Annotated in this window: 21 protein-coding genes, 2 pseudogenes and 2 riboswitches; of the genes and pseudogenes, 13 read left to right on the top strand and 10 right to left on the bottom strand. The window is 38.2% G+C overall.

Annotated features, from left to right (window positions below; translation table 11 throughout):
- Window positions 1-167: 167 nt before the first annotated feature.
- From pepN to F952_RS10995, 3 genes are all read left to right on the top strand, one after another.
- Complete coding sequence (gene pepN, locus F952_RS11005) at window positions 168-2,777, top strand: aminopeptidase N (RefSeq protein ID WP_004927376.1); 2,610 nt, start codon at window positions 168-170, stop codon at window positions 2,775-2,777.
- Window positions 2,778-2,897: 120 nt separating this feature from the next.
- A complete protein-coding gene (locus F952_RS11000; protein ID WP_004927373.1) occupies window positions 2,898-3,332 on the top strand; it encodes an I78 family peptidase inhibitor in 435 nt (144 codons plus the stop codon).
- Window positions 3,333-3,961: 629 nt separating this feature from the next.
- The gene (locus F952_RS10995) at window positions 3,962-4,285 is read left to right on the top strand and encodes a hypothetical protein (protein ID WP_004927369.1); all 324 of its coding nucleotides are present in this window, start codon (window positions 3,962-3,964) and stop codon (window positions 4,283-4,285) included.
- Between the two features lie 182 nt (window positions 4,286-4,467).
- Here F952_RS10995 and F952_RS10990 read toward each other — a convergent pair whose 3' ends face one another.
- Both F952_RS10990 and F952_RS10985 read right to left on the bottom strand, forming a co-directional pair.
- Window positions 4,468-4,911, bottom strand: a complete 444-nt coding sequence (locus F952_RS10990) for a universal stress protein (protein ID WP_004927366.1) — start codon at window positions 4,909-4,911, stop codon at window positions 4,468-4,470.
- A gap of 218 nt (window positions 4,912-5,129) precedes the next feature.
- Entirely contained in the window at window positions 5,130-5,567 is a 438-nt protein-coding gene (locus F952_RS10985) for a hypothetical protein (RefSeq protein ID WP_004927361.1), read from the bottom strand.
- Between the two features lie 226 nt (window positions 5,568-5,793).
- Between F952_RS10985 and F952_RS10980 the strand changes: the two genes are divergently transcribed.
- From F952_RS10980 to F952_RS10955, 6 genes are all read left to right on the top strand, one after another.
- The gene (locus F952_RS10980) at window positions 5,794-7,431 is read left to right on the top strand and encodes a CTP synthase (RefSeq protein WP_004927357.1); all 1,638 of its coding nucleotides are present in this window, start codon (window positions 5,794-5,796) and stop codon (window positions 7,429-7,431) included.
- Window positions 7,432-7,458: 27 nt separating this feature from the next.
- Complete coding sequence (gene kdsA / locus F952_RS10975; protein ID WP_004927353.1) at window positions 7,459-8,316, top strand: 3-deoxy-8-phosphooctulonate synthase; 858 nt, start codon at window positions 7,459-7,461, stop codon at window positions 8,314-8,316.
- A gap of 45 nt (window positions 8,317-8,361) precedes the next feature.
- Window positions 8,362-9,651 (top strand): phosphopyruvate hydratase, encoded by a 1,290-nt coding sequence (gene eno / locus F952_RS10970; RefSeq protein WP_004927349.1) that lies wholly within the window; start codon window positions 8,362-8,364, stop codon window positions 9,649-9,651.
- A 12-nt stretch (window positions 9,652-9,663) separates the two neighbouring features.
- Entirely contained in the window at window positions 9,664-10,053 is a 390-nt protein-coding gene (gene ftsB, locus F952_RS10965) for a cell division protein FtsB (protein ID WP_017385035.1), read from the top strand.
- Window positions 10,019-10,738: a 2-C-methyl-D-erythritol 4-phosphate cytidylyltransferase gene (gene ispD, locus F952_RS10960; RefSeq protein WP_004927344.1), complete on the top strand. Its 720-nt coding sequence runs from the start codon at window positions 10,019-10,021 to the stop codon at window positions 10,736-10,738. Before ftsB ends, ispD begins: the two co-directional genes overlap by 35 nt.
- A gap of 144 nt (window positions 10,739-10,882) precedes the next feature.
- Window positions 10,883-10,973, top strand: a riboswitch (glycine riboswitch).
- Window position 10,974: 1 nt separating this feature from the next.
- A riboswitch (glycine riboswitch) is annotated at window positions 10,975-11,085 on the top strand.
- 34 nt (window positions 11,086-11,119) lie between these two features.
- Window positions 11,120-12,364 carry a D-amino acid dehydrogenase gene (locus F952_RS10955; protein WP_004927341.1) on the top strand — a complete coding sequence of 415 codons (1,245 nt, stop codon included), beginning with the start codon at window positions 11,120-11,122 and terminating at the stop codon, window positions 12,362-12,364.
- 37 nt (window positions 12,365-12,401) lie between these two features.
- Here F952_RS10955 and F952_RS10950 read toward each other — a convergent pair whose 3' ends face one another.
- Window positions 12,402-13,052 carry an A1S_1983 family putative colistin resistance protein gene (locus tag F952_RS10950; protein WP_004927340.1) on the bottom strand — a complete coding sequence of 217 codons (651 nt, stop codon included), beginning with the start codon at window positions 13,050-13,052 and terminating at the stop codon, window positions 12,402-12,404.
- A gap of 97 nt (window positions 13,053-13,149) precedes the next feature.
- On the opposite strand from F952_RS10950, the gene ispF reads away from it, so the two are divergent.
- Window positions 13,150-13,641, top strand: coding sequence for a 2-C-methyl-D-erythritol 2,4-cyclodiphosphate synthase (gene ispF, locus F952_RS10945; RefSeq protein WP_004927337.1), 492 nt, complete (start codon window positions 13,150-13,152; stop codon window positions 13,639-13,641).
- Here the strand turns inward: ispF and F952_RS10940 are convergent.
- The 7 genes and pseudogenes from F952_RS10940 to brnQ all read right to left on the bottom strand — a co-directional run bounded on the left by F952_RS10940 (window position 13,629) and on the right by brnQ (window position 22,335).
- Complete coding sequence (locus F952_RS10940; protein WP_004927335.1) at window positions 13,629-14,153, bottom strand: protein tyrosine phosphatase family protein; 525 nt, start codon at window positions 14,151-14,153, stop codon at window positions 13,629-13,631. The two genes, ispF and F952_RS10940, sit on opposite strands and share 13 nt — an antisense overlap.
- 190 nt (window positions 14,154-14,343) lie before the next feature.
- Window positions 14,344-16,068 carry a fructose-specific PTS transporter subunit EIIC gene (locus F952_RS10935; protein ID WP_004927333.1) on the bottom strand — a complete coding sequence of 575 codons (1,725 nt, stop codon included), beginning with the start codon at window positions 16,066-16,068 and terminating at the stop codon, window positions 14,344-14,346.
- 4 nt (window positions 16,069-16,072) lie between these two features.
- Window positions 16,073-17,005, bottom strand: coding sequence for a 1-phosphofructokinase (gene pfkB, locus F952_RS10930; protein WP_004927330.1), 933 nt, complete (start codon window positions 17,003-17,005; stop codon window positions 16,073-16,075).
- A gap of 5 nt (window positions 17,006-17,010) precedes the next feature.
- Window positions 17,011-18,660: pseudogene (ptsP, locus tag F952_RS17185) on the bottom strand (phosphoenolpyruvate--protein phosphotransferase); the annotation flags it as partial.
- A 78-nt stretch (window positions 18,661-18,738) separates the two neighbouring features.
- Window positions 18,739-19,863, bottom strand: a pseudogene (locus tag F952_RS17180) (HPr family phosphocarrier protein); the annotation flags it as partial.
- Window positions 19,864-20,349: 486 nt separating this feature from the next.
- Entirely contained in the window at window positions 20,350-20,610 is a 261-nt protein-coding gene (locus F952_RS17045; protein ID WP_004927321.1) for a hypothetical protein, read from the bottom strand.
- A 423-nt stretch (window positions 20,611-21,033) separates the two neighbouring features.
- On the bottom strand, window positions 21,034-22,335 hold the full coding sequence (gene brnQ, locus F952_RS10915; protein ID WP_004927319.1) for a branched-chain amino acid transport system II carrier protein: 1,302 nt from the start codon (window positions 22,333-22,335) through the stop codon (window positions 21,034-21,036).
- 363 nt (window positions 22,336-22,698) lie between these two features.
- Between brnQ and map the strand changes: the two genes are divergently transcribed.
- From map to F952_RS10900, 3 genes are all read left to right on the top strand, one after another.
- Window positions 22,699-23,496 (top strand): type I methionyl aminopeptidase, encoded by a 798-nt coding sequence (gene map, locus F952_RS10910; protein WP_004927316.1) that lies wholly within the window; start codon window positions 22,699-22,701, stop codon window positions 23,494-23,496.
- A 143-nt stretch (window positions 23,497-23,639) separates the two neighbouring features.
- Window positions 23,640-24,083, top strand: a complete 444-nt coding sequence (locus F952_RS10905) for an RDD family protein (RefSeq protein WP_004927314.1) — start codon at window positions 23,640-23,642, stop codon at window positions 24,081-24,083.
- Window positions 24,084-24,376: 293 nt separating this feature from the next.
- On the top strand, window positions 24,377-25,069 hold the full coding sequence (locus tag F952_RS10900) for a hypothetical protein (RefSeq protein WP_004927313.1): 693 nt from the start codon (window positions 24,377-24,379) through the stop codon (window positions 25,067-25,069).
- Window position 25,070 lies beyond the last annotated feature (1 nt).

Here is a 25,070-nt window from a genome sequence, read left to right as displayed (position 1 = left end):
ACGTTTTTTGAGCATTTAAAACATTTAAGAATTGAAAAATCATGAAATCAGTCGCATCTTAATTCTAAATCGAAACGACGAAGACACATTGATGAAGTTGGCGTATGATCAAGAACATACACAATAAATACCAATGTCACGCATGATAAGGTAAAACAGGAAAATATATGAATATTGCGGCAAATCCACACGTGCAAGCTGATCAAACTGTTTATTTGAAAGACTATCAGAAACCTTCTTTTTTAGTTGAATCGATTAATCTTGATATTCAAGTTTATGATGATCATACAGTCGTAGAATCTACTTTGGTGATGAATCGTCAAACGGCAGGTGATTTAGTGCTTTTAGGCCGTGATCTTGAACTAAAATCTATTGTACTTAATGGCAAAAATCTTGAGGTAGGACAATATCAGCTTGATCATGAGCAATTGGTGATCACGCATGCACCAGATCAAGTCATTTTAAATACACAGGTTGTGATTCATCCTGAAAGTAATACACAGCTAGAAGGATTGTACAAAGCTGGTGGTGATCTGTTTGTCACTCAAAATGAGCCAGAAGGCTTTCGTAAAATTACTTTTTATCCAGATCGTCCAGATGTCTTGGCAGAATTCACCACACGTGTTGAAGCTGATAAAAAGTTTCCTGTATTACTGGCAAACGGTAATTTACTTGAAACCGGTACTGTGGGTGAAAACCGTCACTTTGCCATCTGGCAAGACCCAACTAAAAAACCAAGCTATCTATTTGCCTGCGTTATTGGTGATTTAGCGGTGTTGAAAGACCATTACACTACCTCTGAAGGTCGTGAGGTTGCACTTGAAATTTATGCCATCGAAAAGGATATTCCAAAATGCCATATTGCTATGGAAGCTCTAAAACATTCGATGCGCTGGGATGAAGAACATTATGGCCGTCCATACGACCTAGACAATTATATGATTGTTGCGGTCAGTCAGTTCAACATGGGAGCCATGGAAAATAAAGGTCTAAACATCTTCAATACTTCTTGCGTACTTGCTGATGAAGAATATACGACAGATGCTGCGATTATGCGTGTGCAATCGGTAATTGCACACGAATACTTTCATAACTGGACAGGCAACCGAATTACTTGCCGCGACTGGTTTCAACTCTGTTTAAAAGAGGGTTTAACGGTTTTTCGTGATCAATCTTTTTCAGAAGATTTACAATCGGCTGCGGTACAGCGTATCGATGATGTTGCGGTACTTAAAGCACATCAATTTCCAGAAGATGCTGGTCCGCTTTCGCATCCACCGCGTCCTGATCATTTTGTCGAGATTAATAATTTCTATACCGCCACTGTCTATGAAAAAGGTGCAGAAATTAATCGTATGATGTCGACTTTACTGGGTAAAGAAAAATTCCGTCAGGGAACAGATGAATACTTCCATCGTTATGATGGACAAGCGGTTACAGTTGAAGACTGGGTAAATGCATTATCAGCAGGTTCGGGTGTAGATTTATCTAACTTTCTAACTTGGTACAACCAACCTGGGACGCCTAAACTTGAAGCAAAGGGTGAGTATGATGAGCAAAATCATGTTTATCGCTTAAGCTTTAAACAGAGTTTGAAAGTACACCCTAAATATCCAAATCTAAAAGCTGTGCCCGTTCCTGTTGCACTGGCACTATTTAATGCCGAAACAGGCGAGCAATATACATTGCATTGTCAGGACTTATTTGTAAATGAAGTTCAGGATGGGGTGTATTTGTTTGATCAAGATACTGCGACCATAGAATTTAGTAATGTTACTCAGAAGCCCGTTGTTTCATTACTGAGAAACTTTTCTGCACCAGTCAATCTTGATTTTGACTATAGTGATGATGAACTTGCATTTTTAATTGAATATGAAACCAATGGTTTTAATCAATGGCAGGCTTCGCAAACCTTACTTGAGCGAATTTTGCTAAAAGATCATGCGGTCGAGCCTTATATTAAAGCGATCAAAAATACATTGCCAGACCTTGTAAAAAAAGATCCTTTACTTGCTTCGCGGTTATTTGACGTGCCAACTGAAGGTTATTTGGGCAGTCGTATCGATCATGACTACAAGCCTGAAGCGATTCAGGAAAAGCGTAATTCTGTCTTGGAAACTTTAGCAAGAGAACTGGGTGCTTTCTGGAAAGAAACCTATTTATCTCTTGATCCATCACTGCAGAACGATTTTTCTCAGGCAATGGGAGAGCGTGCACTCAAAAACATTATGCTGAGTATGATGGCACGTCAAGGTGATGACAGTGTTTTTGATTTGGCTTACACGCAATATTCTCAAACTAAAAATATGTCTGAGCGTTTGGGTGCATTACGTGTTTTAGTCTGGAATGATGCGCCACAGGCTCAAAATGCTTTGGATGATTTTTATCGTCGTTATAAAGACGAAGCACTGTCTCTGGATCAGTGGTTTATGGTTCAGGCAGCCAATCCAAATGCGACTGCAGAAACAATTAAAGCACTGACCGAACATCCAGACTATGATTTGGGTACACCAAACCGAGTACGTTCAGTCAGTGGCGGTTTAAGTAATAATCCTGTGAATGCATGGAGCTTTGGTGTAGAGCATTACATTGGTTTAGCCGAATACTTTGATGAAAAAAATCCAATTTTAGGATCTCGGTTATTGCAAGTATTGTCACGCTGGTACACGCTGGCCGAACCTCAGCGAGGCAACGTCCAAAATGCCTTAAAAGACTTACAACCTCATGTTAAGTCGAAAAATGTAAAAGAAACGCTGAATAGCATTTTAAGTGTTTAAAAAATTAGAAAATTTTTATTAAACTAATTTATGCTAGGACTCTCTTTAAACGGAGAGTCCTAGAAATAAATAGAAATTAGTAGTTAATAGAATCTATATCATTTAATAGGATATTAAAATATGAAAAAAATCACATTACTTTCGATATTGCTATTACCTCTAGCAGCGTGTTCATCCATTCAGCACCAAGATGATTCAAAACTTAAAGTTGGTATGGCAAATCCTGCCAGCGAGTTTTGTATTCAACAGAAAGGAAAATTAAATATCAAAAATGAAGCAAATGGACAAGTTGGATACTGTACTTTGCCAAATGGGCAAGTTGTGGAAGAGTGGGAGTTTTTTCATTCACAACAAAAGATATGTGCACCTGATGAAGCTCAAAAGCTGATTGGTCAATCAGGTTTAACAAATGATCAAATTAAAAAATTAACCAAAGCAGAACTCATTCGTAATATTGCGCCAGGACAACCAGTGACTATGGATTATCGTGAAAATCGTATTACCATTACGACTGATCCATTATCTAAAAAAATTATAGATGCATCTTGTGGGTAAGAAGATTGACTTTAGAAAGTCTCTTAATGAAACTGTATTTTAAAAAAATCGTTTGATTAAGAGCTTTTTTATATGGGTGTTTGAGAGGCTCAATCATTTTTAATCAGTAAAAATAAATAAAAATTTGTTTATAGAAAAAATATGCTTCACATGAATAATGTAATTAAATTCGCATTTTTGATAAGAAATAAAGTTTGTTAATTAAAAATTTTCTTAAGTACAGGTTAAGCGTCTTTAAATTTCACCACGCTAAGTATTTTATTTTGTATTTTTTTAATAGAGCAATCAAACAATAGCATTTTCAAATTCCACATTTTTTTCAATTAATAATTAATAAATGTTTCATAATATTTAATAATTTGACAACCATACCGTTAAAAATATTATATTTGTGATGGGGTCGTTATATTTCTTAAAAAATGAATATTTTAAGGTGTTTTAAGCTTTCTAAGAATATATTAGGTCATTACGACTATGCGACATGATTTAATGCTTTGTGGATGTATCTATGATTTAAACATAAATATTGATTAATAAAGTATTAAATTCTTAAAACCAAAAATCAAGGAAGGGATGCGTCTGAGAAAGGATGAACTCAACGAGATAGACATTTATTATTTGGAGGTATGATGAATCATTTACAATTCTTGTTGTTAAAGCTCTCAGAAGAGTGTAATGAAATTGGTAAGATTGCCTCAACATCCATCCAACTTGGTTTATTGAATTATAACCCTGAAATTGATGCAAGTAATAAAAAGTGCTTGCATTTAAAACTGGATATGTTAAATGCGATTGTACACATGCTGAATCAGCAGTATCAATTTGAGTATATTCCAGATTGTGGTGAGATGAATAAGGTTGAAGTAAAGATTAGGAAGGATCTAAATCATTCAATCGGATTAGGATTGGTGAGTATGAATGTTCCTGATAAACATTGGCATAAGAGGTTGTAAGCTAATAGCTTAAAATTTCTAATAGAATGATTACTGTGACTATTGATCAAGTCTGTACACCTGCACGACAAATAGATTAATCAAAAACCTATTTATCGTGCATTTTCCATGTATTTCTAAAAGATGCATTGCTGCAAATGAGCTTATAAAGCCTAAATGTATATCTTTTAGAAAATAAAAATTTATCTCTTAATGATCAATACAGGAATCGAACTCTCACTTGCTACTTTTTGAGCAACACTACCTAAAACGAACTTTTTAAGACCAGAGCGTCCATGTGATCCCATAATAATTAAATCAGCATTCACTTCATCTGCAATGTTTAAAATACCCGTTGGGGTGGGTTCTTCACGAATGATTTTAATATCAGCATCAATGCCTTGATCGATGAAAAGCTGTTTTAACTTTTCCAGATGTGCCTGTGCATGGGTTTCAGCTTCCATAATATGATGGGTGACTGCTGGCGCAACTTTATAAAAATCAACTCCAACAAATGGATCTATCGCAACTACACTCATAACTGTTACACGACTACCAAATACTTTTGCAAAATTAAGTGCATGTTGAGTAGCGACTGAGGAAATATCAGAATCGTCTACAGGCACCAAAATATGATTATAAGTCATGTTATTTATCCTCTTTTGTCATCTGTTATTGTAAAAAATAATATAATTGACTGAGCTTAGCATAAGATCAGTTTTGAGAGGATTTTAACTGTGTGATTTAGGAGTTATATTTCATATAATCAACAAATTAAAACGAATTAAAAACAAATGGATGGTTGTGATTTTTAAGATAGAAAAGCCCATATTTAAATACAGGCTGATTCAGTGCATAAATACAATTAGTTTTTAAGTGCAGGTGTAGCTGCTGCAATTGCATCTGCCACAGCATCATCTTCGCTACGCGATTGATTTGAATTTTGGCGGCTAGATTGGCTTGGGGTGTTTGCTGATTCTGCAGAAGCAGCAGAATCTACTTTAGGTTCCTCTTTTTTTGGTGTTGTAGGCTCAGTTTCACGAGGTGTATGGTGCTGCTCACGACGAATCTCTGTGGTGGTATTTGGTGTTTCCATACGTTCAATTACAACAGTCTGTTCTGCGGTAGAGCTAGGCTGATTGTTTTCGGTACTTTGTAACGGTTTAAACTCTGTTGGCTGTTGCTCTTGAGTCGTTGCATCTACCTGTTCTTGGTTTTCATCTTTAGGTGGTTCTTTTTTGACACATGCAGTAAGTATCAAACCAGTCGCAAGCAGACCACAGATTAAAAATTTCTTATTCATACTTGTACAAATTAAAGCTTTAAAAAGGTGAGGTCATTATAACAATAAAACTCATGATGAAAATCCTCCTTGTAGGTTCTAAATTTTCTTTAAAATTGCTGATAGAATAACCAATTGTTTATTGTTCTAAGATTTGATGCTGAATGACTTTGCTTTATAGGTGCAGAGTAAAGTAAAATTGCCCAGCATTGCATGCCGATTTAGGCTCGATTGTACGAGAAACCCAATGACCCATTTTATTTTCGTAACTGGTGGTGTTGTTTCATCACTAGGTAAAGGTATTTCAGCTGCTTCAGTTGCTGCACTTTTAGAAGCCCGTGGTTTAAAAGTAACCATGGTAAAAATGGATCCATATATTAATGTTGATCCGGGGACAATGAGTCCATTCCAACACGGTGAAGTTTTTGTTACTGAAGATGGTGCCGAAACAGATTTAGATTTGGGCTATTACGAACGTTTCTTACGTCGTGCGAAAATGACCAAATTGAATAACTTTACCAGTGGTCGTGTTTATCAAGACGTTTTAAATAAAGAACGTCGTGGCGATTACTTAGGCGGTACGGTTCAAGTTATTCCACATATTACCGATAACATCAAAGAGCGTGTTCTTGCAGCTGGTGAAGGCTACGATGTTGCGATTGTCGAAATCGGTGGTACGGTTGGTGATATCGAATCTTTACCATTTATGGAATCTGTACGTCAGTTAATGGTCGAACTTGGCCATAAGCGTACGATGTTGATGCATTTGACACTCCTCCCATATATTCGTTCAGCAGCAGAGTTGAAAACCAAACCAACTCAACATTCTGTGAAAGAATTATTGTCAATTGGTATTCAACCAGATATTTTGATCTGCCGTACAGAGCATGATGTTGACGCCGACACCAAACGTAAAATTGCATTGTTTACCAATGTTGAAGCACGTGCGGTTGTAGTGTGTAAAGATGCGAAAACCATCTATCAAATTCCGCGTAACTTCTACGAGCAAAAAGTAGACGACCTCATCTGTGAGCGTTTCGGCTACAACGATTTGCCACAAGCTGATCTTTCAGATTGGGATCAGGTATGCGAAGCGTTATTTAACCCTGAATACATTGTTCGTGTCGCAATGGTGGGTAAATACGTTGAACTTCCAGATGCGTATAAGTCTGTCAATGAAGCTTTGCTTCATGCGGGTATTCAAAATCGCGTAAAAGTTCAGATCGACTATGTCGATGCAGAAACACTTGAAACCCAAGATATCTCTATTTTGTCTACGGCTGATGCCATCCTTGTACCGGGTGGTTTTGGTGAGCGTGGAACAGAAGGCAAGATGTTGGCCATCAAGTATGCGCGTGAGCAAGGTATTCCATTTTTAGGAATCTGCTTGGGCATGCAGCTTGCGGTAATTGAATATGCGCGTAATGTTGCAGGTTTGGCAGAAGCAACATCGACTGAATTTAATCGTTCGACCAAGTTCCCAATCATTGGTCTGATCACAGAGTGGTTAGACGAGCGTGGTGAACTTCAACAGCGCAGCGTTGAGTCAGATCTTGGTGGAACCATGCGTTTAGGTGCACAAAAATCTGAACTGGTCGAAGGCACAAAAACACGTCAAGTTTATGGTAAAGCTGAGATTGTAGAGCGTCATCGTCACCGCTATGAAATGAACGACCGCTTTATTGAGCCAATTGAAAAAGCGGGTATGAAAATTTCGGGCTATTCAACTGCGCAACATTTGGTTGAAACAGTCGAAATTCCTGAACATCCTTGGTTTATTGCTGTACAATTCCATCCTGAATTTACAAGTTCGCCACGTGATGGACATCCATTATTTGCTAGCTTTATCGATGCTGCGAAAAAACAGCACCTTAAAACGAAATAATACGACGCATAAACTAGGACTGTTTAAATGTCACAATTAAAACCCCAAGAGATTGTACGTTTAGGCGATATACAAATGGCAAATCATTTGCCATTTGTATTATTTGGCGGAATGAATGTACTTGAGTCGAAAGATCTTGCATTTGAAATTGCAGAAACCTATGTAGATATCTGCAAACGCCTTGAAATCCCTTACGTTTTCAAAGCAAGTTTTGATAAAGCAAACCGTTCAAGCCTACATTCGTTTCGTGGTCCTGGCCTCGAAAAAGGCATTGAATGGCTCGGTGAAATTAAAAAACATTTTAATGTTCCAATTATTACCGATGTGCATGAACCGTATCAGGCTGCTCCTGTTGCAGAGGTTGCCGATATTATTCAATTGCCTGCATTTTTGAGCCGTCAAACGGATCTGGTTGAGGCAATGGCAAAAACTCAAGCCATTATTAATATTAAAAAAGCACAATTCTTGTCGCCGCGTGAAATGAATCATATCTTGAACAAGTGTCTTGAAGCGGGCAATGACAAGCTGATTTTATGTGAGCGTGGAACCTCTTTTGGCTACAACAATCTTGTGGTCGATATGCTTGGTTTTGACACCATGAAAGAGATGAATGTGCCGGTATTCTTTGATGTCACGCATGCACTTCAAACACCTGGTGGTCGAGCTGACTCGGCAGGTGGACGCCGTGCACAAATTACGACATTAGCTCGCGCAGGGATGGCGACTGGATTGGCTGGATTGTTCTTGGAAGCACATCCTGATCCTGAAAAAGCCAAATGTGATGGTCCTTGTGCGTTACGCCTATCACAGCTTGAGCCGTTCTTGGCACAATTAAAAGAATTGGATGCTTTAGTTAAAGGATTCAAAAAGTTAGATACTCATTGATGCAAATGATTGCATCTTATTTTTCATTCAATTGAGGAATTGTTCATGAGCCAAATCGTTGACATTCGTGCACGTGAAATTTTGGACTCTCGTGGTAACCCGACCATCGAAGCAGACGTAATCTTAGCATCTGGCGTAGTTGGCCGTGCATGTGCACCATCTGGTGCTTCAACTGGTTCTCGTGAAGCGTTAGAACTTCGTGATGGCGACAAAGCACGCTATTTGGGTAAAGGTGTTAAAACTGCGGTTAACAATGTCAACACCATTATCCGCGATGCTTTAGTGGGCAAATCAGTATTTGAACAAAAAGACATCGATAATACGATGATTGAGCTTGATGGTACTGAAAATAAAGAAAAATTAGGCGCAAATGCAACTTTAGCGGTATCGCTAGCTGCTGCACGCGCTGCTGCCGATGAAAAGAAAATTCCTCTTTTCCAATACATCGCAGACTTACGTGGTCAAACCATTTTGACGATGCCTGTACCTATGATGAACATCATCAATGGTGGTTCGCATGCAGATAATAACGTTGATATTCAAGAATTTATGATTGAGCCTGTTGGCTTCACTTCATTCTCTGAAGCATTGCGTGCAGGTGCTGAAATCTTCCATTCTCTAAAATCAGTTTTAAACAAAAAAGGTTTAAACACTGCTGTAGGTGATGAAGGTGGTTTTGCGCCAAACTTGCGTTCTAACGAAGAGGCAATCACTGTTATTCTTGAAGCGATTGGTCAAACTGGCTATAAGGCGGGTTCTGACATCATGCTTGCACTTGACTGTGCATCTTCAGAATTCTACAAAAATGGTCAGTACATCTTGGCAGGTGAAGGCAATAAAGCATTCACAAGCAATCAGTTCTCTGACTATTTAGCGGGTCTTGTAAACCAGTATCCAATTATCTCAATTGAAGATGGTTTAGATGAGTCTGATTGGGAAGGTTGGTCTTACTTGACATCTATTTTAGGTGACAAAATCCAGTTGGTGGGTGATGACTTGTTCGTTACCAACCCGAAAATCCTTCAACGTGGTATCAATGAGAAAGTAGGTAACTCTATCTTAATCAAGTACAATCAAATTGGTACCTTGACTGAAACGCTTGATGCAATCTATCTTGCTAAAGACAATGGTTACTCTACAGTGATTTCACACCGTTCAGGTGAAACTGAAGATTCAACCATCGCCGATCTTGCTGTGGGTACTGCTGCAGGTCAAATCAAAACAGGTTCACTTTGCCGTTCTGATCGTGTAGCAAAATATAACCAATTACTTCGTATTGAAGAATTGACTAAAGCAGCTTATCGCGGTAAAGCTGAATTCAAAGGCTTAAATTAATCTTTGGATACTATGTTAGAAGTCTTTAAATCAACTTCGAGCAAACTGATATTGGGGCTTGTGATTGTATTGGTCGCAGGTCTTCAATATAGCTTTTGGTGGGGTGAGGGTGGCTATTTCCCTCATCAAGCCTTAGCTCAACAAATTGCTCAACAAGCTGAAATCAATGAAGAGCTAAAAGAACGTAATCGAATTTTAGCTGCCGAAGTATTTGATCTCAAAAATGGAACAGAAGCCATTGAGGAACATGCACGTTTGGATTTAGGTTTAATTAAACCTCATGAAACCTTTGTGCAAATGAGTACCATCAGTACTCATTATAAGCCAATTTATATCGATCCAAATGCAAAAGTAGACACTCAAACTAATGAAACCCCACCTTCACCAGATATCCCAGATTAAATTATGGGCAATTATTCCTGCTGCTGGCTCTGGGAGTCGTTTCTCTAAAACAGCGTTAAAACAATATCAAACTATTGAAAACAAGACTGTGCTCGAACATACAGTTGAGCGATTAAATGGTCTAACACTTGAAGGGTATGTTCTCGCAATTAACGAGCATGATCATGTTGCCCAGAATTTGCCTCTTACCCAGAAGCATAAAGCACATTTTTGCAAGGGTGGATTAGAGAGGGTTGATTCTGTACTTAACGCTTTACAATATTTGTCGTCCATCGCATCAGATGAAGATTATGTGCTGGTACATGATGCTGCTCGACCATGTGTGAGTCTTTCTTGCCTGCAAGCTTTGGCTGAATATGCGATCAAATATACAACGAATGCAATTCTGGCCATTCCTGTAAGAGATACTCTTAAACAGGTCGTTGATCGTTCGCATATCTCTAAAACCATTGATAGAAATCATTTGTGGCAAGCTCAAACTCCACAAATCGCAAAAATTGGTGTGCTTAAACATGCTATTCAATTGGCTTTAGAAAATAATATTAAGATCACAGATGAAGCAAGTGCGCTGGAATATGCTGGTGCAGTGGTTGATGTGGTTCAAGGCCGTTCCGATAATATTAAAATTACCTATCAAGATGACCTCGAATTAGCTCGCCTGATTTTATTATCTCAAAAATCTTAGATGAAAACTTAATATGGCAATGTTTAAAAATTTTATAAGTTAATTAGAGTTATAAGATTTTATCCTACACATAAAACTACAAACCAATCACGATAAAAAATTGTTTATTAGAGAATTGGCATATACATTGCTTTTATAACAACAATGATTATTGCAGGAGAGATATTCTTGCAAAGGATACGCCGAAGGAGCAACGACCCCGGAAACTCTCAGGCAGAAGGACTGTAATAATCGATCTATAATCTGGAGAGAAGTATTTCAAAAATACTCACCGAAGGGGATGGTACGTAGATTTATGGAAATCTATAGCTACCGAAGCTCTCAGGTACCCTGACAGATGGGGCAACTTCTGAAATGTTTATACATTTCAAGCGAGTAGATATGTCTCATATTATTGTTATTGGCGCAGGAATTACGGGTGTAACCTCTGCGTATGAACTGATAAAACTCGGGTTTCAGGTGACTGTTATTGATCGCCATTTATTTCCAGCGATGGAAACATCTTTTGCGAATGGTGGACAGCTTTCAGCTTGTAATGCAGAAGTATGGAATCAGAGGTCGACAATATCCAAAGGAATTAAATGGATGTCGAAGAAAGATGCACCTCTATTGCTCAATCCTTCATTTAATCTACACAAATATAGCTGGCTATTTGAATTTTTATCGCATATTAAACATTACGAACAAAATACAATAGAGACTGTGCGTCTTGCATTACTTGCAAGAAAACGGCTATTTGAAATTGCAGAAATTGAAAATATCGATTTTAATCTGGAAAGAAGGGGAATTTTACATATTTATCACACCCCAAGTGATTATGAAATTGCAAAAAATGTGAATGACCTTTTAAACAAAGCCACATTGCATCGTTATCAGGTTAATCCTGACGAAATAAAAACAATAGAACCAGCATTATCTGGTGAATACTGTGGGGGGTATTACACACCTGATGATGCGACTGGTGATATTCATAAATTTTGTGTGGGGCTGGCAGATTCTTCCAAGCGGGATGGTGTAGATTATAAATTCGGCTGGGATGTAAATCAGATAGAGCTTTTGGAAAAAGGCGTGATTGTATCGTGTATTCCGAGTACAGAAAATATGACTGAGCCATCGAGTCAACACCTCAGGCTAGAAGCAGATGGGATAGTGGTTTGTGGTGGTGTCGGAAGTTATCAACTTGCACATATGTTGGGTGATCGCGTGAATGTGTATCCTGTAAAAGGCTACTCCATTACAGTTCATCTTAATGATGAACACAGCATCGAAAATGCGCCATGGGTAAGTTTATTAGATGAAAGCGCGAAAATTGTAACCTCTCGTTTAGGTAAAGACCGATTACGTGTAGCAGGAACTGCTGAATTTAATGGTTATAATCGCGATATACGTGCCGATAGGATTCAACCACTAATAAACTGGGTAAATGCAAATTTTGAGATCTCTACAGAGCACGTGGTACCGTGGTCTGGGTTAAGACCGATGATGCCCAATATGATGCCTGTTGTTAGACAAGGTAAGCATCCACGTGTTTTTTATAATACAGGGCATGGTCATCTGGGGTGGACTCTTTCGGCTGCTACAGCTGCAATTATTGGTCAGGAAATCCAGTCAAAAATACCAGTCTAAAACTTTAAGAAACGGCATATTTGTCAGAATATGCCGTTTAATCATATAAGCGATATATTCCCGAAAAGCGTTCACATCCTTTTTGCTGTGTTTTTACAACGAGCAAACTTTTCTGAAAATCAAATTGGTAATGACAGTCATGTTCATTGTCTGTAATCTCATTTTTTTTATCTGGTGATGTATATGCCAGAAATGAAAAGGTTTGGCGATCTGCTTTATTGTTAGGATTGCGATAAGCGATACCCTCAATTTTTATTTTGTCCTTACCTAACTGATGAATTTGCAGATGAACTGGCTGTGTCGCGATGATACCATTTTCAAATTTCAAAAAATGTTGCGTAAGACTCTGGTTGAGTGAAGTATAAAAATTAAGATCATCAAAACGCACTGAAAATTGTTGTTTAATACATTGATTGGTTTTGCATTGTTTGATCTGGCTAAGCCATAAAGCTTGAGTATCATTTAAAAGCTGTAATGGTGCATCTGTTACAAGATAAGCGGTTAAAGATTTTGAATTAAGCTCTTTTCGTAGCTCTTTAACATGATTGGCGCAAATTCTATGTATGGAAGATGGCTGTTGAATATCACAGTTTAAGGTGGGTGCTGCATAGGTTGCTGTGCTAAGCCCTCCCAATATGAGAACATAAGCTACGTTTTTTAAAGGAAATCTATGTGTATTAAACGGCATGATCGCTTATACTTTCACTTGTCTTTGCTTCACGTACTATAGCGAAACCTAAAGCCAGAATACAAGATTTGTTAATTATTTTATAGAGGAATGAATAGTGGTTGTACAAATTAGAATTGGTCAGGGAATGGATGTTCATGCTTTTGAAGAGGGTGATCATGTTACTTTGGCTGGCATAAAAATTCCTCATACTCATGGTTTAAAAGCGCATTCAGATGGAGATGTAGTGTTACACGCATTGTCGGATGCATTGCTTGGTGCCTTGGCACTGGGTGATATTGGTCAGCACTTTCCAGATACAGATGTACAGTTTAAAGGTGCTGATAGCCGTGTACTGCTTAAACACGTCTATCAACTCATTTTAGATCGTGGTTATGCTTTAAATAATGCTGATATTACAGTGGCATGTGAACGACCAAAATTGGCAAAATATAATCTGGAGATGCGTCAAAGCATAGCAGATGTGCTGGATGTTGATGTCACTCAAATTAGTGTCAAAGCCACAACCACTGAAAAACTAGGTTTTACAGGCAGACAAGAAGGTATTCTGGCAACCGCTACCGTATTGGTTTCCTATCAGGCAAAATGATCTGGATGAATCAGTGACTGTTCAATTTCTTGTGTTGCTTTACGGCCCTGAAGCTGTAAAGCAACACTATGAATGATGCCTGTCCATGTTTCGTTTGGTTCCCAAATTTGATGCAGCAATTCTTGCGCAGTTCCTATATCCATTCCCATGTAATACTGATGATAAAGATACATCAGACTACTTACTCTAAAATTTTTTGCGCAGTGTACCCAAACCATATCTGTTTGTACCAAATGATCAATGAGATCAAGCACTAAAATACATTGTTCGGCTGTTGGCATTTCCCACAAAATAGGAAGATGAATATAATTTAAGCCCAGCTCTAAACAAATTCGGTCTTCGTGCTCAAGATGAGGATCAGCATCACTTAAAGCAAGGTTTATTACGGTACTAAAACCATATGCTTTAATGTTTTGCAAGTCTTCTGCGCTAGGCTGTCCTGAAGTAAATAAATGATCATGAATAGTGGAGAAGGCGGGTATTTGAGATAAGGCATGTTCTAAAGAAGTCATAGAGTCATTGAATAAATGGATCATTCTTATGTTTACTTATAAACAATTACTTATCACAAATCCAGTACATTACACAAAGATGATTTCGAATCATTTCATTAATAACAATGTTAAAGCATGATATAGATCGAACATCTTGACATAAAAAAGAGAGCCTGAGCTCTCTTTTCTTGCTTGAACTTTTAAAGTTTTATACAGTTTGACTTTGTAATGCTGTCGTCTCACGACGTTTTAAAACAGCATAACTAATACCTGTAACCAAACTGCCTGCTGCAATTGCAATCAGATATAACCAAGCATGGTTAATCGCATTTGGAATGAGTAGTACAAATACCCCGCCATGTGGTGTTACCAGCTCACAATGGAATAGCGCAACCAAAGCACCAGTAACGGCGCCACCCGCAATACAAGTGGGGATAACACGCATTGGATCTTTTGCAGCAAAAGGAATTGCACCCTCGGAAATAAAGCAAAGACCTAATACAAATGCGGCTTTACCTGCATCGCGCTCACCTATATTAAATTTGTTTTTGGCAAAAAAGGTTGCTAAAGCCATACCAATTGCAGGAACCATACCGCCTGCCATTGTTGCTGCCATCGGCATATACGTGTTGGTGGTCAGTAGACCTACGGTAAACGCGTAGGCTGCTTTATTGATTGGACCACCAAGGTCGATACACATCATTGAGGCAAGTACAATGCCCATTAATACAGCATTGGTGGTACCCATGTTATTTAGGAAGTCTTTCATCATCTCAAAGATCTGAGCCACTGGATGACCAACGACATAATACATGATCAGACCGACAGAAAGTGTTCCGAGCAAAGGTACAATCAGAATTGGCTTTAATGATTCAAGGCTCGTTGGGAGCTTGATTTTTTTGGCAAGGAATAATGCAATGTATCCTGCCAGAAATCCAGAAACAATCCCACCAAGAAAGCCTGCTTGTAATTGAGTTGCGAGGAGTCCACCAATCAGGCCTGGGGTCAAACCTGGACGATCTGCAATTGAATACGCAATATATCCAGAAAGCATGGGAACCATTAGGGTAAATGCTGTAACCCCAATTTGTTTTAATACATAGGCCAAGCTACCGCTTTGTTCGGCAGCATTTAAACCAAAACAGAGTGAAAGTGCAATGAGCAAGCCACCTGCCACCACCATTGGAAGCATAAAAGAAACACCAGTCAATAAGTGTTTATAAATGCCTGTTTTTTCTTTGTTGGTAGAGCCTGTGGCATTGCTAGATGCTTGCTTGGATGATTCAAGTAGTTTTGCTTCGGCAATTGCCTGATCAAAAGCTTTATCTGTTTGTTTTAAAGCAAAACCTGTGCTGCAACGGTAAACCCGTTTACCTACAAAACGATCTGTATTGACTTCGATATCTGTTGCCAAAATGACAATATCTGCGGCTTCAATGGCTTCGGCAGATAGAATATTTTTTGCTCCAACAGAGCCTTGTGTTTCTACATCAATGATGTAACCGAGTCTATCCGCGCCTTGCTGTAAGGCTTCTGCGGCCATAAACGTGTGTGCTACACCTGTTGGACAGGCCGTAATCGCTACAAAACGTTGGGCTTTCTGAGCCGAATTGGACGTGGTAGCGTTGAGTTCATCTGGGCTTTTTGAATGCTGAAATGCCTGTTGAAGTACTTCATCCGCATTTTGATTGGCATTTCCAAGATCAATCTGAGAAAATTTTACAGCATTGAATGTTGAAAGATTCTTGGGTAGCTGACCAATAAAGATAACCAAATCAAATTCTTGATTTGGAACTGAATCTTTAATTGTTATTGTTTTACTTTCCAGCCCCGATTTAGCAGCAGCTTGCGTTAATTTCTTTGCCAAAATCGAAGCATTGACATACTGTTGCGTGCTATTGATCACAAATAAAAGAGATTTAAGTGTTTGCATCAGATTAACTCAATGATTTGATAGTGGTTTGTTGTTTGAGATGAGCAAGTTTATCTTGAGTCGGAATTCTAAATCCGACCTGACTTACTGCATGGCTTGCAATTGCGGTCGCAGTTGTGAGGGTTTCTTCGGGTGTAAAGTTACTCACTAGACCATGAAGCATGCCTGCTAATAAAGAATCACCAGCGCCTACGGTGCTTTTCACAGTCATTTTGGGTGGTTGAGCATGTAAAGCTTTGCCTGAATTTAACCAGTTCACGCCATTTTCTCCCATAGAGATAACAACATGTTCAATTTGGCTATCAAGCTGCTTGAATAATTCAGTTTGAGCGCTGAACTGTTCAACATTTTTACCAAAACTTTCTTCGAGTTCATCTGTATTGGGTTTGATTAACCAAGGGTTCATTGCTATGGCAGTAGCCAAAGCCTTGCCACTGGTGTCAATTGCGATTTTTTTATTTAGTTTTTTCAATAATGAAATTAAGCTTTTAAAATCATCAATTGAAAAGCCCTGAGGCAGGCTACCTGCAATTACCACATGATCAATATCAACAGAACATGCCTCAATCTGAGCAAAAAATGCTGTTTTATTCTGTTCGGAAATTATAAAGCCTTTGCCATTGATATCTGTCATGCGTCCAGAACTTTCTGCGACTTTGATGTTCTGACGTGTCTCTCCATCAATATAAATAAATTGATTATCAAACTGCATATGATGAAAATGTTTATCAAAAATCTCACGATTTTCCCGACCTAGGAAACCTGAAACGATAACCGTATGTCCTAGATCATGCAACACTTGAGCGACATTGAGACCTTTACCCGCCGCGTGTAACTGAACGTGTTCTTGGCGATTTACTTCTCCAAGACGAAGTTCATTCAGCTCAATAGTCACATCAATAGCTGGATTTAATGTAATGGTTAAAATCTTTGCCATGTTATTTATTCCACCAATGTCCGAACTGCTGTTGCACTATCGCAAAGAAGAGCTTTCTGTGCGAGTTCTTGGCACGCTGCATAATTTAGGGTGCGAATTTGAGCTTTAACCAGTGGAATGCTGGTAATCGACATACTAAGTTCATCTACGCCAAGCCCCATCAAAACAGGCACAGCTTTAGGATCGGCTGCTAGCTCGCCACAAATACCTACCCATTTATTGTTGGCATGTGCAGCACGTACAGTCTGATCAATTAAAAGCAAAATACTTGGATGCAAACCATCTGCCTCGGCAGATAGGATCGGATGACCACGGTCAATTGCCATTGTATACTGTGTAAGATCATTGGTTCCAATACTAAAGAAATCGACTTCTTTAGCAAGAATTGGAGCAAGAAGCGCAGCAGAAGGCACTTCAATCATAATGCCGACTTCAAGGTTTGAGCATGGATATTGTTGTAATACTTCATCCAAAATAGCGCGTGCTGCACGCCATTCTTCAACGCGCCCAACCATTGGAAACATAATACGTAATGGACGATTATCAGCTGCCTTAAGTAATGCAATTAGTTGTTGTCTTAAGAGGTTAGGTCTGCGTAATGTTAAGCGAATACCACGTAAGCCAAGAAAAGGATTTTCTTCTGTCGCTATGGGTAAATATGGCAAAGGTTTATCACCGCCGACATCCAGTGTTCGAACCACTAGCGGTCGACCTGCCAGTGCATCTAATACATGACGATAGTCCTTTTCCTGTACCTTCTCATCTGGTGCGCTATTATGTGACATAAACACAAGTTCTGTGCGCAATAAGCCAATCGCTTCAGCGCCATGGCTCACAGCTTTGGCAGTATCCAGAATTTTACCAACGTTGGCTGCAATCTCAATTTGATGTTGATCAACCGTGATAGCTGGTTCATGGGCATGACGTTCTGCTTCTTCACGACGCAGACGTTGATATTCGCGTTCACGAATGGCGTTTTCAATGAGTTCTGCTGAAGGGTTAACTTCAAACTCGCCATTATCCCCATTGATCAGCACTACAGCATGTGGATCAATGTTTAGAACACCATCACCTGCACCCACTACAGCAGGAATACCAAGTGCACGAGCGACAATTGCACTATGTGCGCTTGAACCGCCCACAGCAGTTAAAATACCTGCCACACGATCTTTATTGAGGCGCGCTACATCTCCAGGGCCAACATCATGCATGATTAAAATATAAGACTGTTCTGGCTCTTCAACTTCTGGTTCATTACATAAAACAGCCAGAACTTTATCACCAATATCACGTAAATCGGCCGCACGTTCTGCAAGAAGTTTATCTTTCAGACCTTCCTGCGCTTTTGCTGCTTTTTCAATATGTTCATGCCATGCAGCAGCCGCGCTCAGATTATGATTTAAGCCTTGATGAACTTGTTTAATCAGATCGGGGTCATCGAGCATTTCAAGATGCGCTAGAAAAATCTGTTTAATATCTTTAGAGGTAGATTTGGCAATAAATTGATGGATGGTATTCTTAACAGTATGAATCGCGATTTCGAGTTTTTCTTTTTCTGTTTTAAGACTCTGACCAAAACGATCATAATTAAATTTCTTTGGCTTGATGATATGAGCTGGACCAAATGCAAGTCCTGCAGATGCTGCAATACCACAATGGCTGATTTCAACTGAATCAGTTTCTTCAATCAATTGGGATCCATTTAATGAAGAGTTTGAAGTAAGTTGATCTTCAATCGCTTCAACTTCCTCACCAAGACCCTGTCTAACAGCTAAAATGATCTGTTCAAGAGCATCCGTTGCATCTGTATTTGGTTCAGCAATAAACGTAAGCATTTGTCCACGTTGACAACCTAGTGAAAGAAGCTTGGTTAAACTTTTTGCGGAAACAAAACTACCACCATCGACTGAAACCTGAATATCCCCATTAAATGTCTTGGTAAGATTGACCATTTGTGTAGCAGGACGGGCATGTAAACCATGCGCATTGGCAAGGACAATAGAACGGGAAGGCCAATCCGGAATGGTTTCTGCGCCTACAAGTTTCGCAATTTCATTACTTGATTGTTCAGTTTCAAGTTGCTGCTGTACTTGGGGTTGAAATAAAACGTCCATTAGACGATTAAACTGATCTGTGTCTAACTGCTCATTGGCAGCAATACAGATAAGAGTTTTAATTGTACTGCCTTGAAACGTTAACGGTTGCTGAGCTTTTACAATACTTACAGCAGGTTGTTTAACATAGCCTGTACCAGAAATAGACCAGAGATCATCTTGGATTTGAATTGTATTTTGAGGGTCAAGTTGACTGATGAAACCAGGATCTACGAGTTTTTGTTGTTTAAGAAGTTTACTTGCATTCCAGAAAAAATCTTCGATATCTTCTACAAAAGTATCTGTTTGAATTAGATTTTCATGTAGTACCAGAGAATGAGGTTGAGCTTGTAGAATTTCAATAATCTGTTCAGAAGACTGCGCAGACTTCACTTGTTCATTGACATCTTTACTCAGCGCGCGTGTCAAAATTTGTAGAACCTGAAGGTGTTCATCTGACTTTGCTGCAATTACAACTGCTAGATAAATCGTATTTTCACCATCCCAAACTACCCCTTCTGGAAAATGAGCAAGGCGTACCCCAGTTTTTAAAATATATTCACGAGATTGAGGGGTGCCGTGTGGGATCGCAATACCTTGACCTAAATATGTTGCACTTTGTTGTTCACGTGCTTCTAAACCAGACAAGTATTCAGGAGTCACTAATTGGTCTTCAACCAAGATATTAATTAAACATTGTAGTGCTTCTGCTTTATCACCAGCATGTTGATGCATGTGAACATGTTGGGGCTCAAGTACTAACATAAAGCTTCCTTTGATAATTTTAATGAAGACCTTGAAATGCTCAGGATATAAAAAAAGAAGCTAATAATTGCCATTGTCTTTAAGAATTAACTTAAAAGCATGACTTAGCTTCTTTTAAAACTTTAACAGAACTTCACAAAATTATCGATATGATAAAGTTACAACCTAACTATTTTTTAGTCAAAAAGCAGGTTTGAAAGTGAAAAAATTCAATTCAATACTCTTTAAATATCAAGCATTATAAAAAGTGATCGATTCGCTATTATGCTGGAAAACTTGTACTTATTTTGAATAATTTGAAAAGACTCTTTAGAAATATAAGTAAAAAATAGCCAATGTGTTAATTGTATTTTAATCAGTCAGTATCTTAAAATTATTGCAATTCATTTATTGTATTTTGAAGTAAATTGATAAGTTGGCTAAATAAATCATAAAAATACACAAGGAAAGAGCTACTACTAAAAGCAAGGTATAAAAAATGGATGATTACTCATCCATTCTCTCCAAATTGGCTTTAGCTCGTTCGGCTCCCATTTGTCTAAACTTATGGTCGACGTAAGCCCATACACAAAAGGCGACAGAAACAATCAAGGCATATCCAAAGTATTCGGGCTTTAAATTACCCTTAATCATACCTTGGAAGATAAGCGTAAGCATAAGAGCAACAGGTGTTACTGCATATACGATTAAATTAGAGGTCTTCAGAGTGCTAATGAAGACTTGCTTATTGAAATGTATTGATGACATCTCCATCCCTCCCATTATGTTTAACAACAAAACTAAGTATTTTAGTCTAGATTACATCTTCGTTTTACTGTGATTTTACTCACATTTCAATAGCTGATAACATTATTTTTTCAGATGATATACAAAATAAATCATAGTTTCTTTATTTACTATTGAAATATTTGTATTTATCTGATGAATCATTAAGCTTTTAAAAAGATAAGGTATCACCATAAAACAAAGAAATGCATGTTTCTATGCGACTAAAGCATACTTAATTTTGTTTTGTGTATTTTTATAAAAGCAAGAAGTGAGCCAAAGTCACATGATATAGAGATATAAGACAAAAAAAGAAAAATGCCAGTTTTGGGTAAAAACAACGGCATTTTTATTGTATAAAATCAGGCTTGGATAAAGCGCTCAACTTTATAAAAACGATAAGTTTTAAACGTTTGGTTTTCTAACTTTATCGATCACAATAGAAATGACTAAAACGACAAGTGATGGAATCAGCCAAGCTAAATTTTGTTCATTAAGCGGCAAATGCTGCACAAAATTTGGCAGAATCTGTGTAAAACCAGCGACTTTCAAGCCTTCAATCACACCAAACAACAATGCTATAGCGGTAACCGGGCCAACAACGCGAGATGGTACATTCCAAAATTTCCAGAAGAAACTGAGCATGATGACAACGATTGCAGGCGGATAGATTGCAGTCAATACAGGCACGGATACTGTAATGAGCTTGGTTAAACCTAGATTCGATATCAGTAATGAAAAAGCAACTAAAACAAATACAAATAATTTGTAAGGCAAGTTAGTTAACTGAGCAAAATATTCTGCACATGCGCAGGTCAAGCCAATAGCCGTGACCATACAAGCAAGGAAAATAAGGCCAGATAAAAATAAGGAACCTAAATTACCAAATGCATGTTGCACATAAGCGTGCAAAATTACGGCACCATTGCTCGCATTTGGTGCAACTTCATGACTGCCTAAACCTAACTTAAATAGGCTTAAATAAACCAAAGTAAGGCCAATACCCGAGATGATACTGGCAATGATTGCATATTTGGTTACCAGTTTTGGATCACGTACACCACGTGAGTAAATTGCCTGAATAATCACAATACCAAAAACCAATGCACCTAATGTATCCATCGTGAGGTAACCATTTACAAAACCTTCTGATACAGGGTTTTCTACATAGTTGTTAATTGCTGGTGGAATATAATTAGATGGGATGAGGACTGCTGCAATACCTAAGATTGCCAATGCAATAATCTTAAGGGGTGCAAGTACATGGCCAACAGTATCGAGTAATTTATTCGGATAAAGTGATACCAGTGTCACAATGGAAAAATAAATCAAGCTATAAACAAAGAGACTGCCACTTGATGTTCCAAAGTAAGAAGAAAAACCAATTTCATATGAAACGGTTGCAGTCCTTGGTGTTGCAAATAATGGCCCAACAGATAAGTAACAAACGATGGTGAGTAGCAGGCTAAAAAAACGACCTAAAGGAGAGCTGATCATTGCGATGGAACCTTCCATACGCGATAAAGCCATAATCGTAATTACAGGTAGTCCAACGGCTGTAATCAAGAAACCAGCAGCAGCTAACCATACGTGCTCGCCAGCTTGCTGAGCAACAATGGGTGGGAAAATAATGTTACCAGCCCCAATAAATAGAGCAAAGGTCATAAAACCCAATGCAATAATATCTGAAGTACGAAGACTAGTCATAAAAAGGGACAGACGCAATAAAGAAGCGCGAATTTTAGTTGAAATGATGACATTTTTGTGAAGTCTAGAGAGGTAAAAAAGTATTTTGCTTGGGATAAGATGTCTAACTGATGAGCAAAAAAACTTTAAGGTTAAATTATCTTTTTGAATATCAATATAAGATTTGAAAAAAAGCGAATATAAATCGTTGGAATTTTTATTTCAAATTTTGTTAAAATTTGCACTAAATGTGTATTATTTGTTCAGGTTTTAGGATTATTGCGCATTTTTTCGAATTCATCAAACCTATGAAAAAGGCTTGATTGATTGTACGTATGATTTTTAAAAATAGTATAATGTGATTTGGTCAATGAGGATAATTTCATGCGAGCATCAACCGTCACAATTAAAAATGAACAAGATATAGAACATTTACGTGTATCTGGACGTTTGGCGGCTCAGGTTTTGGAAATGATTATTCCATATGTAAAACCTGGTGTATCTACGGAATATTTAGATGATATTTGCCATGAATTTATTGTTGATACATTAAAAGTAATTCCTGCAAATGTTGGATATCATGGTTTTACAAAAACGACCTGTACTTCGGTGAATGAAGTGGTGTGTCATGGTATACCATCACCCAATAAAATTTTACAGGATGGCGATATACTCAATATTGATGTTGCGATTATCAAGGACGGTTATTTTGGTGATACTAGTCGAATGTATCTGGTTGGAGAGGTTGCTCCAGAAGCCAAAAAACTAGTTAAAACCACTTATGAGGCGATGCTTGCAGGCATTCAGGTGGTTAAACCAGGTGCAACATTGGGTGATATTGGTCATGCCATTCAAACCACAGCTCAGCGTGAAGGTTATAGCATTGTCAAGGAGTACTGTGGTCATGGTATTGGTAAAGTTTATCATGAGCAGCCAAACATTCTTCACTATGGTCAACCTGGGCATGGCATGGTGCTTGAAAAGGGAATGGTTTTTACCATTGAACCAATGGTGAATGCTGGAAAATCACAAGTAAAAGAGTTAAATGATGGCTGGACAGTGGTCACTACCGACAAATCTTTATCTGCGCAGTGGGAGCATATGGTCGCAGTAACAGAAACGGGTTTTGAATTACTCACGCCTTGGCCTACTGGTACAGGTGAATACCCAGAAATTATTTAATGTGTATGTGCTGCAACTATGTTTTGTTTAACTTAAATTGAGATATCATGAGTTGAATTTTTAATCATTTGTGTAGCCAGAATCATTAAGCTTCATAACAATAGAATATCTTATAAACTGAAATAATATAATGAGATAACTTTATGTCTTATAAATATGAATATGCAGGTTTTTGGGTACGAGTTGGTGCATCGGTAATTGATACGTTAATTATGACCCTGGCTATTATTCCATCGGCATGGATTTTTTATCAAGGAAATTACGATCTGATTTTTTCTACGGGGATGACTGATCAGGAACCAGCATTATGGTTTGATATTTTGGTCAATTATATTTTTCCGTTCTTCTATACGATTCTTTTTTGGTTGTATTTGGGTGGAACACCAGGTAAACGATTGATGCGTTTAAAAGTGCTAGATGAAAAAACAGGTAATAAACTCACGCTAGGACAATCGATTATTCGTTATATTGGATATATTCCGTCCACACTGGTTCTTCTATTGGGCTTTATCTGGATTGCCTTTGATGCCAAAAAACAGGGCTGGCATGACAAAATGGCTAAATCGGTCGTGGTACGTGAACTTTAAAAAAATAATTAATTAAATTTTTTAAATCGCTTGTAAATTAATATTGGCTACATATAATACTGGCAAATTTTATATGAGGAGACCCTAAGTGGGCAGTTGTTCGAGGTTATGCTGTAAAGCTGTTAAGCAACCTATTCATTGAGCAAGAAAGTCACGACTTAGGGGCGGCTATCTTGCAATGAGATAGTTTGTCATAACATTTACCATTATATCGATATTCTTATCACATCTTGAATACAGTTGTGAATGATTCATGCTGCTTGCTTGGACTCCCCTAAACTTGGGAGAAGCCAATGTGGTTACACGCTTCAATTTTAAAATTCTATAGCATTCAATGTATGTGCATCTGGATCTGCATTTTGTGTTCTCAATTTGCTAAAGCCAGCCCATTGCTCAATACTGATGATACAGAAATTACATCTTACGGACATTGTCAGCTTGAAAGCGCAATTGTACCTAGCAAGAATGCGGGGACAAGCTATCAGCTCAATCCTGCGTGTCAACTCGTTAAGGGGGTTGAGTCTGGAGTCGGTTATACCCAAAATAATTTAGATTCTAATAGCTATGGGGTGTCCGCACAGTTAAAAACAGTCATTAAAGCACTGGACACTTGGGGTGTTGCAGGTAGTCTTTCGGTGTCACAGAATAAAACTGCGATAGGAGATTCTGTTGACTGGTTTTTGAATATGCCATTTGCTTGGGTCTTGGCCGATACACCGATTCACTTATATACCAATGTGGGGTATCAATACTCAAAACAGCATGCAGACTTAGTAAAATGGAGTGCTGCGGCCAGTTATCAATTGAATAGTAAAGCGAGCATTACATTAGAGGCATTTAATCAGGATCAAAAATCTCCATTTTTTCAAAGCGTATTTCAGTATTCTATTATTCCAGATCTTCTCACATTTGAAGCTTCTTTTGGTCAGCGTATGGAAGCTTTCCGACAGCGATGGTTTGGCTTCGGTTTAAGTTTCACACCTTAGG

It is taken from the genome of Acinetobacter baylyi DSM 14961 = CIP 107474, from assembly GCF_000368685.1.
Classification (GTDB): Bacteria; Pseudomonadota; Gammaproteobacteria; order Pseudomonadales; family Moraxellaceae; genus Acinetobacter; species Acinetobacter baylyi.
The sequence above is the reverse complement of the archived record's forward strand: the minus strand, read 5'-3'. Positions and strand labels throughout refer to the sequence as shown.

Coding starts and splice junctions, on each gene's coding strand:
- pepN (WP_004927376.1), top strand. CDS start 168: ATGAATATTGCGGCAAATCCACACGTGCAAGCTGATCAAACTGTTTAT.
- F952_RS11000 (WP_004927373.1), top strand. CDS start 2,898: ATGAAAAAAATCACATTACTTTCGATATTGCTATTACCTCTAGCAGCG.
- F952_RS10995 (WP_004927369.1), top strand. CDS start 3,962: ATGAATCATTTACAATTCTTGTTGTTAAAGCTCTCAGAAGAGTGTAAT.
- F952_RS10990 (WP_004927366.1), bottom strand. CDS start 4,911: ATGACTTATAATCATATTTTGGTGCCTGTAGACGATTCTGATATTTCC.
- F952_RS10985 (WP_004927361.1), bottom strand. CDS start 5,567: ATGAATAAGAAATTTTTAATCTGTGGTCTGCTTGCGACTGGTTTGATA.
- F952_RS10980 (WP_004927357.1), top strand. CDS start 5,794: ATGACCCATTTTATTTTCGTAACTGGTGGTGTTGTTTCATCACTAGGT.
- kdsA (WP_004927353.1), top strand. CDS start 7,459: ATGTCACAATTAAAACCCCAAGAGATTGTACGTTTAGGCGATATACAA.
- eno (WP_004927349.1), top strand. CDS start 8,362: ATGAGCCAAATCGTTGACATTCGTGCACGTGAAATTTTGGACTCTCGT.
- ftsB (WP_017385035.1), top strand. CDS start 9,664: ATGTTAGAAGTCTTTAAATCAACTTCGAGCAAACTGATATTGGGGCTT.
- ispD (WP_004927344.1), top strand. CDS start 10,019: ATGAAACCCCACCTTCACCAGATATCCCAGATTAAATTATGGGCAATT.
- F952_RS10955 (WP_004927341.1), top strand. CDS start 11,120: ATGTCTCATATTATTGTTATTGGCGCAGGAATTACGGGTGTAACCTCT.
- F952_RS10950 (WP_004927340.1), bottom strand. CDS start 13,052: ATGCCGTTTAATACACATAGATTTCCTTTAAAAAACGTAGCTTATGTT.
- F952_RS10940 (WP_004927335.1), bottom strand. CDS start 14,153: ATGACTTCTTTAGAACATGCCTTATCTCAAATACCCGCCTTCTCCACT.
- F952_RS10935 (WP_004927333.1), bottom strand. CDS start 16,068: ATGCAAACACTTAAATCTCTTTTATTTGTGATCAATAGCACGCAACAG.
- pfkB (WP_004927330.1), bottom strand. CDS start 17,005: ATGGCAAAGATTTTAACCATTACATTAAATCCAGCTATTGATGTGACT.
- F952_RS17045 (WP_004927321.1), bottom strand. CDS start 20,610: ATGTCATCAATACATTTCAATAAGCAAGTCTTCATTAGCACTCTGAAG.
- brnQ (WP_004927319.1), bottom strand. CDS start 22,335: ATGACTAGTCTTCGTACTTCAGATATTATTGCATTGGGTTTTATGACC.
- map (WP_004927316.1), top strand. CDS start 22,699: ATGCGAGCATCAACCGTCACAATTAAAAATGAACAAGATATAGAACAT.
- F952_RS10905 (WP_004927314.1), top strand. CDS start 23,640: ATGTCTTATAAATATGAATATGCAGGTTTTTGGGTACGAGTTGGTGCA.
- F952_RS10900 (WP_004927313.1), top strand. CDS start 24,377: ATGTGGTTACACGCTTCAATTTTAAAATTCTATAGCATTCAATGTATG.